4 protein-coding genes and 2 pseudogenes are annotated in these 12,848 nt (G+C 57.8%); 5 read left to right on the plus strand and 1 reads right to left on the minus strand.

Features of this window, described 5'->3' with window-relative positions; translation table 11 throughout:
• Nucleotides 1–66 precede the first annotated feature (66 nt).
• The 3 genes from WA157_RS17320 to WA157_RS17330 are packed head-to-tail and all read left to right on the plus strand — an operon-like array spanning nucleotide 67 to nucleotide 10,849.
• Nucleotides 67–1,860 carry a ShlB/FhaC/HecB family hemolysin secretion/activation protein gene (locus WA157_RS17320; RefSeq protein WP_422622150.1) on the plus strand — a complete coding sequence of 598 codons (1,794 nt, stop codon included), beginning with the start codon at nucleotides 67–69 and terminating at the stop codon, nucleotides 1,858–1,860.
• Complete coding sequence (locus tag WA157_RS17325; protein ID WP_422622151.1) at nucleotides 1,857–10,136, plus strand: filamentous hemagglutinin N-terminal domain-containing protein; 8,280 nt, start codon at nucleotides 1,857–1,859, stop codon at nucleotides 10,134–10,136. The genes WA157_RS17320 and WA157_RS17325 overlap by 4 nt, the downstream gene beginning before the upstream one ends.
• On the plus strand, nucleotides 10,133–10,849 hold the full coding sequence (locus tag WA157_RS17330) for a hypothetical protein (RefSeq protein WP_422622152.1): 717 nt from the start codon (nucleotides 10,133–10,135) through the stop codon (nucleotides 10,847–10,849). Before WA157_RS17325 ends, WA157_RS17330 begins: the two co-directional genes overlap by 4 nt.
• Before the next feature lie 122 nt (nucleotides 10,850–10,971).
• On the opposite strand, the pseudogene WA157_RS17335 reads toward WA157_RS17330, so the two are convergent.
• Nucleotides 10,972–11,634: pseudogene (locus WA157_RS17335) on the minus strand (ABC transporter substrate-binding protein); the annotation flags it as partial.
• Nucleotides 11,635–11,671: 37 nt separating this feature from the next.
• Between WA157_RS17335 and WA157_RS17340 the strand changes: the two are divergent.
• Together WA157_RS17340 and WA157_RS17345 are read left to right on the plus strand one after the other, a co-directional pair.
• Nucleotides 11,672–12,517 (plus strand): annotated as a pseudogene (locus WA157_RS17340) (IS701 family transposase); the annotation flags it as partial.
• Between the two features lie 41 nt (nucleotides 12,518–12,558).
• Nucleotides 12,559–12,848: transposase (locus WA157_RS17345; RefSeq protein ID WP_422622153.1), on the plus strand; the 290-nt coding region annotated here is incomplete at its 3' end.

A 12,848-nucleotide genomic window follows, 5' to 3' on the forward strand; every position in this document is an offset into this window, starting at 1 on the left:
ACTCGGCTATGAGTCACCCCATGACACGGCGCAGGCCAAACACCACTCTGATCTACGAAATTTCACATGTTGCCGACCCAAAACTTCTTCGATTCGCTGGCTATTTCTTCCCCAAGGCAGTCGGAACGCGTGGCCAAAAAGCACTCGATTCTTGGCGTTATCTCCACTTGCCGTGTCAACGCTGTGTTTCGCCTGGCATGGGTTTTGCCGTTTTGCCTGACCCCTGTGCTGGCTTCAGCCCAGCAGGCGCCACTGGTCACCCCGCGTGACCTTCGGCCGGAAACACCCGCCAAGCCGTCCGCCGTATTGCCACAACCCGCGCCTGCTGCAGTTCCCCAAAACGCGGAGGCGCTTTTTGTTCGTGTTGGCGATGTGTCTGTCAAGAACGGATTCCCTGAGTTCGCAGCCGACACCGAAGTGTTGCTGTCACCGGTTCGCAAGCAACGCGTCTCGGTGGCCAGGCTCTACCAGCTGGCTGAATCCATCGAAATACTTTACCGCGATGCTGGGTATGCCCTGGTGCGGGTTCTGGTGCCGCCACAGTCTCTCAAGGACGGTGAGACGCTGCAGTTGATCGTGCTCGACGGATTCGTTGAACGCATTGATGCCAGCGCCGTGGATGAACGCTCCCGCAGCCGTGTAGTGGCTGTCATGCAACGCTTGGTCGGTCAGCGCCGTCTGAGCGGCGATGCGTTGGAACGCGCCCTGACGATTGCGGGGCGCTCACCTGGTCTGGAAATGCGCAGCACCATGGCGGCGGGCGCCGAGCCTGGCGGCGTTGTGTTGACGCTGGATGGCAAGTTCACACGCGCCAGCGGATCCATTTCTGCAGACGACCGCCTCTCCAGCGCATTGGGACCCTGGCAAACCACATTGCAGGGCACTCTGAACGAGCCGATGGGCGTTGGCATGCAGGTTTATGCCAACGTATCAGGCGGGCGCGACTGGGGCACCGCGTTTCGGGGCGATGCGCCCCGGCGTGTCGCCGGTGGCGGTGCCATCATCCCGATAGGTAGCAATGGCTTGTCAATCAATCCGGAATTCACGACCTCTGTCAGTCAGCCGGTACCACAACCAGGCGTGCCAAAGTCAGTCAGCAAATTTGAACGCTACACCCTGCGCCTTGTTTACCCGCTGGTCCTCAATCGGCAGGAAGAAATGACGCTGACGGGCACGCTCGAGGCCACCAGTCAAATCGACACATTGCCCGAGTTTGACTACATCCTGGACCAGGATCGGCTGCGTGTGGCGCGCTTGGGGGTGGCCTGGAGCAAGTCACTCGATTTATCACGGCGTGTCAATTTGGGCGCCACGCTTTCCAGCGGCCTGTCGAGTCTTGGCGCCCGCACCAAGGCAGACGTAGCGGCCAGTGGTATAGCGATGTCGCGCGCGGATGCAGATCCGGCCTTTCTCAAGTTTGAAGGCAACGTGGCCTATGAGCAGCCGCTAAGCATGGGCGTGCAGTCCAAGTCATCGCTGCGTGTGCAAAGGGCCCTCAAAGGTGTGCTGCCAGGCAGTGAGTTGTTCAGCCTTGACGGCGAAGATGCACTCTCCACGTTTGTCTCGGGTTCAATTTCTGACGACAGCGGCTGGATGCTGCGCCAGGAGTTCACGCGGCCCATCACTTGGCAAGTGAGTTCAGCCAATGTGAATCTTGCGCCCTATGTCTTTGGTGCGGCAGGCGAGACCACAAGCCAGCTTGCCACAGGAACCGGCCGCGGACTTGGCAAAGCGTTCGGCTTTGGCCTGCGCATGCAATTGAAAAACGTCAACTTTTCGATGGAGTATGGCCGCCACGAGTCCGATCCGTCCGTTTTCAACGACAACCAATTCTTTGTCAAAGGGCAGGTGCAATTTTGAACCACCACTACCGCATTATCTGGAGCCGGGTGTCCAACACCTGGGTTGCCGTTTCCGAGCTTTCCAAAGGACATGGCAAATCTGCCTCGGCGCGCAAACGCGTAATCGGTGCGCTAGCGTCGTTGGGTCTTTCGGCCTTGTCCATGGCCTCGTCGGCCCTTGACTTACCCGCTGGCGCACAAGTGACTGCAGGTTCGGCCAAGGTACAAACACCCGCGAAAGGTGCTTTGCTGGTGAATCAGAGCACGCAGCGGGCAGTCATCAATTGGAGCAACTTCAGCATCGCCCAAGGCAACCGGGTGACCTTTGTCCAACCCAATGCAAGCGCCGCGACCCTGAATATCGTCACCGGCAACAGCGCCTCCACGATCGCCGGCACGCTCACGAGCAATGGCTCGGTCTATCTGATCAATAAGACTGGCATTGCCATTACACCGACCGGTTTGGTCGACACGCGCGCCGGCTTCATCGCCTCGACGCTGCACATGGACGAGAACGCGTTCATGGGCGGGAAAAGCCTCTTCAGTGGCAAGGGTGGTTCCGTCGTCAACCGTGGTCAGATTCTGACCGGCCCAGGTGGCACAGTGGGACTGCTGGGCGGCACGGTCGCCAACGAAGGGCTGATCAGTGCCCCGCTGGGCAAAGTAGCGCTTGGCGCGGGCGAGGCGGCTACGCTGGATGTCAGCGGTGATGGATTTTTGCAGTTGATGCTGCCGACCAGCGCGGTGGCGGCTGATGGTCAAGCCCTGGTGTCCAACGGCGGTGTGATTCAGGCCGATGGCGGCATCGTCATGCTCAAGGCATCCACCGTACGGCAGGCTTTGCGCGAGGCCGTGAACATGCCCGGCGAAATCAGTGCCCGCAGCGTGTCCGGCAAGAATGGTGCCATTGTGCTCGAAGCGGGCACTGGCGGCACGGTACGCGTCGCGGGCGAGTTGATCGCTGATGGCGAAAGCATGGGCGGACGGATCGATGTGACGGGCGCCAACGTCGTCCTGGAAGGCGCATCGCTCAGCGCCATCGGCACCGAGCGCGGCGGCTTGGTGCGCGTAGGAGGTGCGTTTCAAGGCGGACGAGAGCAGCCAGCCGACTCCACCAACGCCGCGCTTTTTGCTGGCCGCTTTGGGAATACGCCCGCCATCACCAACGCCACGACGACCCGCATTGATGCCGCCAGCAACATCAATGTTTCTGCCACCGGCGTGGCGGGAACGGGCGGCACCGCCATCGTCTGGAGCGACAGCACCACTGCGATGCAAGGCGCCATCTCGGCGCGCGGAGCCTTATCCGGTGGCGCAGTGGAGGTGTCTGCTAAATCTACGGTGCAATCAGTGGCACTTAAACGTATTGAGCTGGGCAAGGGAGGCAACCTGCTGATTGATCCGCAAGACATCGTGATTGACCATGTGGCGCCTGGCGATGCAGTCGGGAGCTACAGCTATGCAGCACCCAGCACACTTACTCATCTGTTGGATGCCGATGTGACCGCTCTGCTCAGCACTGGGGCCACAGTCAGCTTGCAGGCCAGTCAGGATATGAGCTGGCTGGATAACTTCAGCTTTGTGACACGAACGCCCACAACGCCGGGCGGTGACCTGAATTTATCGGCAGGGCGTTCGGTGACACTCAGCGGCACCTTCCACACGGCAGACGGCAACTGGAGCATCGTGGCCAACGACACGGCTGCGCATGGCGTGGTCGATGCCGAACGCGGTGCTGGCGCCGCTCTCATCGACGTGCGCAACGCCAACTTCATCAATAGCAACGGCAACCTGTCGCTGAACCTGGCCGACGGCGCGGGCAATACGAACCGCGAAGTTGATCGCATCACGCTCGGCAAGTTCAACGGCAACGGCCTGACGGCGGTGATCGCGCCAACCGCAGTGCCGGCCAATGGCGTTGCGCGGATACTGCTGACCGACGACATCAATGTCAGCGGCAGCATCAGCTTGAGCGGCAATTTGCAGGTCTCGTCGATGAGTCCCTTGCTGTCCCTGAGTGGGCAAAGCGTGACCTGGATCGATGAGAAAGCCGGCAGCTCATTCACTGGCGAAGGGAAAATTAAATTCATTGAAAACGGCGTGACCACGCGCATGGGACAACTGTCTGGTAGCGATGCCGTTCGGTTAGGACTTGGCGACAGTCCTGCCGTTGGTCTGACGCGGACGTATGGCGACAACGATCCAAGCATTGCCGATCTATTGGCCCTGACACCGCAGTTGCACGTTGCGGCGCATTCTGCGACAGCAGTGGCACCAAATCCCTTGGGTACGATCTTGAGTGCCAACTCGCTTGATGTCGCTGGACCCGGGGTGCTTGCAGCCGCTGGCAACAACAGCATGACCTTGTCAGCGACTCAAAGCCTGGCGTTCCAGAGCGGGCTCAGCGGCGGCTACTTCATCGACCTGACGCCCGCCACCCTGCCACTGACCATCACGCCGCGTACCGTGACGCCCACCGTGTCAGCAGGGGCGTACATCTATGGTTCACCCACAGCAGTTGCCAGCCTTGCTGGTGTGGTGAATGGCGATGTCCTCAAGCCGGTCGCTACGCTTAACAGTACGGCTGGCGTCACGATGGCCAATAACGGCTCGGGTTTTGGTTTCGCTCAAAACATTGTTGCAGGATCCTCTAGCTTCAGCTTGACGGGTCTCTCTGGTGCCCAGGCAAGCAACTACACCCTGGACCTGAGCGGTGTCACAGGAAGCACATTGGCCATCACGCCGAAGGCGCTTGGCTATGTTGCAGGCAGTGGCGGGCAAATCTACGGGTCGCTCGGCACCATGCCTTCGGCCAGCCTCAGCGGCATTGTCGCGGGCGATGATGTGGCCCCTGTGGTGGTGCTCAATGCGGCAGGTCAAACGGTCGGCCTGTTTGACAGGCTGCCAGCGGGTAGCTATGCGTCTGACGTGGCCAGTCTCACCGGAAATCAGGCTGACAATTATGTGGTGGCGGCAACCGGCAATACCTCGGGCCACTATGTGGTTGACCCCAAGTCGGTTTCGGTGACCTACAACGCATCGCCCGTACTCAGCACTTACGGCACGCAGGCCACGCTGGAGGCCCCCACGCTCACCGGAATTCTCACGGGAGATACGGTCACTGGAACTTTTGGTGCGTCGTTGTCTGGCGCGCCGGTCACACTCACCCCGACGACACCTGCAGGCAATTATTCAGCGGTGGTGACAGGCCTGAGCGGTGCAAGCAGCAGCAACTATGTGCTGGCTGGTGGCAATGACTATGGGTCACTGTCCATCGCCAAAAAGACGCTGACCTATACCGGCAGCGACTCGTCACAGGTCTATGGGTCTTTGACTTTGCCTTCGCCCACGCTGAACGGCTTAGTCGGCAATGAAAATGTTAGCGCAGTTCAACGCATAACAACCCCGCCAATCTCAATGTCATATCTGCCAGGAGCTAGCGGTGCCTATGCAGTCGGGAACTACCTGGTCGACCTGGATCATCTGACGGGCACCAGTGCCACAAATTACACATTAGCCCCGTCAGGAAACACCCCCAGCCAGGTTGCCATCACACCCAAGCCTGTCACATTTTCACTGGCTTCAGCAAGCAGCACGTATGGCACGAATGCTGTTCTACCCACTGCCAACCTGTCTGGCATTGTCAGCGGCGATGTGGTTGCCGCTGGACCGGTCATTTCCATTGGCAATGGTGCTGCTGCGTTCAACGCAAGCACTGCGGCCGGCCACTACACCTTGGAAATTCTTGAACTGAATGGTTATGGTGTTGCCAACAACTACATTCTTGCCACCAGTGGCAATACAACGGGCACGCTCACCATTGCACCGAAGACGCTGACATGGGCAGTCGCCAACGGCACTGGAATCTATGGCAATGCGCTGACCAATGCAACAACTTTTAGCGGCCTGGTGGGCGGTGACAGTGTTGCCAGCAGCATCACCGCATTCGATGCAAACGGCGCCGTCCTTACACGCCCCACCGTGGGCACTTATGACGTTGGCGTCACATCGCTAACTGGGCCGCTGGCGAGTAACTATGCGCTTGCAACCATGGGCAACACAATGGGGGCGGTCAACATCGGGCCGCGCCCGCTCACCTACACCATAGCGCCAACTAATGCCGTATACGGCACGCTGGCGCAAGACGGTGCGGTTGTCCTGAGTAATGTGCTGAACGGTGATAGCGTGGGCACTGCAACCGTAGGCTACCAGGTGGCCTCAGCCCCTGTTGTACTGACAGAGCGCAGCCAGGTTGGCAGCTATACCGCACAGGTCACGGCACTGACTGGCGGCAACCCCAACTACGTGGTGGCCAGCACCGGCAATACCAATGGTGTGCTGACGATCGCGCCCAAACCCATCACGTTCAACACAGTCAATGCCAGTTCGACTTACGGTACCGCCGCCGTGCTCGAAGCTGGTACTTTAAGCGGCGTGTTGGCTGGCGATACAGTGCTGCCGGGCGCGACCACACTCGCTACCGGCTTGCTGCCGATTGAGCGGCAAGCCGCAGGCAGCTATGCGCTGATTACACCCAGCCTTTCGGGTCCAAATGCCGGTAACTACACCCTTGCGGCAACTGGATCAACCAGCGGGACGCTGGACATTGCACCCAAGCCGCTAACGTACTCGCTGGAAGTCTATTGGGCGAATCAACTCCTCGCGGATACCGTGACTTACGGCGAGGTTCACCCATTTAACGGTCATACCGGCTTCGAAACAATTAGGTATGGCTGGGCTTGGTCGGGCGGTGTCGTCTCCTTTCCGGGCGTTGTCAGCACCTTGTCGGGCGTTTTGGCCAGCGATGTCGTCGACCTTCAGGTGAACTCGCCGACTCTGCCGGTCTCAACATCGGGCGCATATACGGTCGGGACTTATCGCTGGACTGGCGGTGCGCTGTCGTCGCCGAACTATGTGCTGGCCGCAACCGGCAATACCGACAAGACACTGACCATCTTGCCCAGGCCTTTGCAAGTCCAGGCCCTTGGTAATTCCACGGGTGCCTGGTACAGCACTAATTTGATTGAGTACGGCTCAACAGCCGGTGCAGTACCGGCTATCAACTTGAATCTGGGCGACACGTTTGACATCTTCTTCAGTTTTCCACTAAGAAATGTAGACCAGGTAACCGCGACAGCCGAATATGTCACGCCTCAGGGCAATGTCGCGCGGCTGGCAGAGCGACAAGCTGCGGGGGAATACCGGGTTGTCATGAAAGGCGGGCTCACCGGTGTGGATGCTGGTAACTACGTTACTTCCGGGAAAACTGAGACGACGTTTTTAGTAAGCCCCAAGAGAGTCACAGCCCAGTTTTCTGATACGTATAGCACCTATGGCGAGCAGGCCGGGCTGCCCATGCCCGTGTTGTCAGGCGTATTGCCCGGCGACTCGTTGGGCACCAAGATATCGATTAATGGCAATGCAAACTTCGTTTTGGATCCCCGGACACCGGCTGATCGCTACTACGTTGGATTAGCCGGAAATACAGGGGCGGATGCAGGAAATTACTGGATCGTTGGGGCGCAGAGTAATTTCACCAGATACAACTTTCCGAATTACCCTAATATTTTTGGATCGTTGAAAATCAAGCCCAAGCCGCTGACAGTGGTTGCCGATACTGAAATCTTCTCCATTACCTACGGCGATTACATAACAAAGGATATGGCCCTCACGGGCGTATTGGCTGGTGACAATGTTCAAGTCACGCCTAAAGCGCAATCGTGGGTATACGGTAGCGATGCACCTCGGCTGGACATTAACGGTGCACGGTTAGAAGCTGGCTCCTACGACATCTGGGCCGACCTGTCGGGGTCCTCGTCGCGCAACTATATATTAGTGCCCAAGACGTTCGGCCGCATTGATGTGGCCAAGTTTAACTTGACCGGTTTAGCTGACAGGAAGGTTACGTACGGCGATAAGGTTTACTGGGACTCTCTGGAGGTGCAGGGCGTCGGCGGGGACCGACTGGGTTACACGACCAGTTTTAGCCCCATCTATGGTGTGCCCACCTTGGTTAATGGATATCTCAACGCCGGCATCTATCAATTAGACCTCAGCGCCAGATATGGGCCCACTCACAACTACGATATGCCGAGCACGCAATTGGTGACAGTCCTTCCACGTGAATTGACCTGGCAACCGGCAGCGGCATCGACGATTACTTACGGTGCCACCACGCCCATTAATGTGGGAACGCTGTCGGGCATGTTCCCGTGGGACGATGTGAATATCAAGACCGCAACGATCGGATCGCTGACGGACCGGGCCTTGACCCCCGACAAAACCTTCTGGGCCGATCAAAAGACTTACTCATTCACCGATCAGCCGGACAATAAAAGACTGAATGCTGGCGCGTACACAATGCCGGTGACAACCGGTGGTCTTGTAGGCGCGCAGAGTAGCAACTACGTGCTGCCGCCCATGAAGAACCCACTCGTTCTGAACGTGGTGCCCAAGGTCATCACCTATTCTGTGAGGGATAGAAATGCGCAATATGGCAACTATGCCGTGTGTTCCGGGCTATGTTTTGATCTTTGGGAACCTGATCCTCTCAATTACCGCTTGGTCACGCTGAACGGGGTGCTCGACGATAATAAATTCGTCGGTTCGACGTGGAACGTTGAGCCGGGCGTGAAGGGCACGATAGGCGTGATTGATGCCAATGGCGTGAGTAGCGCCATGACTGCCACAACGCCGCTCGGCAAGTATCGTATGGAGGTGTCAGGTTTGACCGGCGCCTACGCAAAGAACTACCAGATAGATCAAGCACGAAGTCAGACCGGCGAGCTGGAGGTTGTTCCGATGTGGCTCACATACACGACAACCAGTGCCATCTATCTGCCGGGGCCGGGGTTGATTGGCAAGCCGGGCATCCCCACGCTGCAGGGGCCGAAGGGTACGCCGATCAATGGCGACGACGTACAGCCAATCGTTGGCGTCAGTGACCCAAGCGGTAAAGAAGTGTTCAACCTGTCCGACCTGACTGAGGGGCGCTACAGCTTCAGTGTCACACTGTCTGGCAAAGATGCCGCCAAGTACCGTATCTCCTCTTATAGATACGCTCGCGATGCCTACGGTACAAATGACGTTGGAACACTTGACGTTTTTGCCGATACCCGGTTTGGCATGCGCGATACCGCCACGATGGCCGTGCCCACCGTGCCGCACTATGACCCGCCCGTGCCACCCCCTCGCGCCACAAGGCCGTCGCTGCCGTCCGTTGCAGTCGATACCAGGACAGGCACACAGACCGGTACCAGCACGACGCTTGGCGCCGCCACGCTGAGCGAAGAATCCAAAGCCTCGGCTGGTGTGTCGGCAGGCGCTAGTTCGTCCGGAGCCAAGGCACAGGCTGATGCCAATGCAGAAACGAAGTTGACGGCGGATTTCGGCGCTGGCTCCGTCTCGGTCGGTGGCCAGGCCGGCGCTAGCGCCGATGTGTCGGTGGGCAAGGATGGTGCGAAAGTCAGCGCCGAAACCTCGGCGAGTGCCAATCTGGAGGGCGGTGGCGGCGGATCGGCGGGCCCCGTGGGCGACCTCAAGGGCAAAGGCACGCTCGAAGTAAACGCCGGTGCAAAGGGCGAAGGTACCGCCACCATCAAGGACGGGAAAATTACCACCGGTGGGGATCTTTCTGCAGGCGTTGGCGCGTCTGTGACCGGTCAATTTGGGGTGTCCGGCAGTGTTGGCAGTGCGGATGCAACGGCAACCTTGGTATCGCCCGGCTCAGTAGGTGGTTCGGGCAGCGCCAGTGCCGGGTATTCCGATGGCGCAGTGTCGGTGTCCATGAATCTGGGTGCCAAACTTGGCATCGGCGGGTTTAATTTGAAACTGGATTTCTCCATCAACCTCGGTGATATCGTTGGTGAACTTGAAGATGCATTTAAACCGCTCACCGATTTTTTTGGTGGGTCAAGTAAGCCAGACCCGGTTGGCGACGCATTTAGAACGGCCGAAAGTCTGAAGGGTGACCCGCTGCGACGACTGGCCTTTCTGCAACAGAACTCTGATTGGAAAAGTTATGACAAGAACGCAATCTCCGACTCGGAACGTGACCTTGCTTTTTTTCAGGCCTTGTTAGAGGGTTACCCAAGGTTGATCGCTTACCAACAAAGCGCTCAGGAAACGATGCTTCAACTGCTCAAGACCGACCCAGCAGCAGCGATTAGATACGCCCACGACAATGAATTCAGTCGACAAACTCGCAATTGGGAGGACAGCATCCTACGAGATGCTCAGTCGCTCGGCCTCAAATTTGTTGTCGACGGGACGTCCACGACCCTTGCAAACCTATGAACAAACCTATCCTTAACCTTTTGTTAGCCAGTACCTTGCTAACGGCCTCTTGTCAGATTAATGCCCAGGAGCCATCGATTGCGCTGTCGATGACCGGGCAACCGCATTCCTATTCGCTGCATGCCGGCGCTTACACGGTCAGCGGCTACGGCAATGCCCATTTTGGGATGAGCGTTGACGAGGTCAAGGGGCTCATCGACAAGGACTATCCCCACACGTTGGGTAGTTTGAAAGACGAGCTTGACCCGGTCCAAAAAACCCGCGTTCTCACCCTGGTGGCGCCCGAGCTTGTTCCAGGCCCTGGGCCTGCGACCATCAGCTATGTGTTTGGTGCGGCGAGCAAAAAACTCATTGCGGTCAATGTGTACTGGTTGGTCACGGGGGTGGCCACGGATGCGCAACAGACGCAACTGACCGAGGCGGCCCGGGTGCTGGCCGCTGGCCTGGTCGGCTACCGCTGGCCGATCTTCACCGTGGCCCGCGGTCACGTGCTGGCCCCGGGCGTGCTGCTGGTATTTTGGGGCAAAGACGCAGCGGGCGGTGGCATTGAGGTGCGACTGAATGGTGTGACCTACACGCTTGAGGCACGCCAAGCGGGCGCGGCATCTGCGGCCACCCCGGCAAGCCTGGTAAGCCCCCGCGGGCCTGCGCAACTAAGGCTTTCGATGGTGGCGAACGTTGACAAGCCCGACATTGAGGTCTTGTCGCACTGATGATGAGGCCGTTCGTGCGACTTCTGTAGCCCGCTGAACCGGCAACGCTCAGTGGATATAACCCAAGAGTAGGTGCAAGAAAAAGGCCACCCGAGGGTGGCCTTGTCTAATTGGAGAAGTCGTTACTTCTTGGCGGGCTCGGCATCCGTGATGTAAGGCCCGACCACCTTCCACTTGCCGTCCTGAATCTGCGACAGGCGCGACGCGTCGCTGCCCAGGCGCTTGGTGGGCGAGAAGGTGGCCGGCGCGCTGCCAAAGATATCAGTGGGAATCGTCAGCGTGTCCATGACCTTGATGAAGCTGTCGGTGGTCAGGTTCTTGCCCGCCTTGTTGGCTGCATTGGCGAACGTGTTGATGATCAGGTAGCCATAGACCGAGAATACGGCCGGGTCTTCGTTGAATTTGGTCTTGTACTTGTTGGCCCAGAAGCGAATCGGCTGTGATGTCTCATCGGTGTAGGGATTTTGCACGGTCATCATGGCATACAGCCCGTCCATCGCTTTGCCGCCGAGTTTGTGGATCAGGTCGGTGTAGGCGGCGCTGGAACCCAGAAAGGTCGGGTTGAAGCCGGTTTTGCGGGACTCTCCGATGGTGCCGATGGTCTCGCGAATGATGGTACCCAACACCACCATCTCACAGCCGGCCGCTTTCATCTTGGCCACCTGGGAGGAAAAGTCGGTCGCACCCCGCTTGAACGATGTCTTCTCGGTGTATTCCATGTTCAGGGTCTTCAGGCCGGCTTCGCCGCCGCGCATCACTTCCAGGCCGAAGTCGTCATCCTGGTAACTGATGTTACGCAGCCATCCTTGGTAAGCTCGACGGATGAAAAAACCTGACCTGGATTTGTACACGGACTATTTGCTGAGCACCTTTGGTGCCGCAACGGCGACGGGCTTGTCAGCGATGGTTGACGGTGAGGTAAGCCACGACCAGATCACGCGGTTTTTATCGGCCCAGCAATACACCTCGAAAGACCTGTGGCAACAAGTCAAGTCAACCGTGCGTTTGGTGGAGCGAGACGATGGCGTGCTGATTTTTGACGACACGATTCAAGAGAAAGCCTGGACCGATGAAAGCGAGATGATGTGCTGGCACTTTGATCATTGCAGCGGTCGCAGCGTCAGAGGGATCAACCTTCTCAACGCGCTGTATCACTGCAATGGAACCTCCATCCCGGTGGCATTTGAACTGGTGAAAAAGCCAATTCAGTACAGCGACATTGCGACCAGGAAACTCAAGCGCAAAAGCGAGAAGACCAAAAACGAGATGATGCGCGAGATGATTCAGACGTGCATTGCCAATGCCTTGAAATTCCGCTTTGTTCTGATGGACAGCTGGTTTTCCTCAGAGGAGAACTTCGATTTCATCACCGGCAAAAAGAAGCACTTCATTGCGGCACTCAAAGACAACCGTCTGATCGCATTGAGCGAAGAGGATAGGAAGAAAAAGCGTTTTGTCCGCGTAGATGAGCTGGATTTTCCAGAGCAGACTTGCGTGCGCGGTTGGCTCAAGGGCTATACGAAAGAAGTCCTTGTAGCCCGCCAAGTCTTTAAAAACAAGGACGACAGCACGGGGATATTGCATCTGGTTTGCAGTGACTTGACTTGCGACTATGACACTATCACCACGACCTACAAAAAACGGTGGCAAGTGGAGGTGTTTCACAAAGTGGGGTATTCAGCTATTTACGGTAACGTTATGATGGTTTCATGGAATCCAAGAGTGGTCCCGCACCACGGAAGTCTCCTAAGGCTGGGGTAGATTACCCGCGTAACTACGCCGAATTTATGGCGTGGTTTGCGGACGATGCAGCTTGCCTCGACTACCTGGACTGGGTCCGATGGAAGGACGGTTTTGAATGTTCCTCGTGTCACAGCTCCAAGGGCTGGCGCATGAAAAATAACAAGTGGTGGTGCGATGCATGTCGCAATCGAGTCTCCTCCACAGCTGGCACGATTTTTCACCACGCCAGAACGCCTCTGACCGTATGGTTTGCAGC

It is taken from the genome of Rhodoferax ferrireducens (genome assembly GCF_049302455.1).
In the GTDB taxonomy this organism is placed as follows: Bacteria; Pseudomonadota; Gammaproteobacteria; order Burkholderiales; family Burkholderiaceae_C; genus Rhodoferax; species Rhodoferax ferrireducens_B.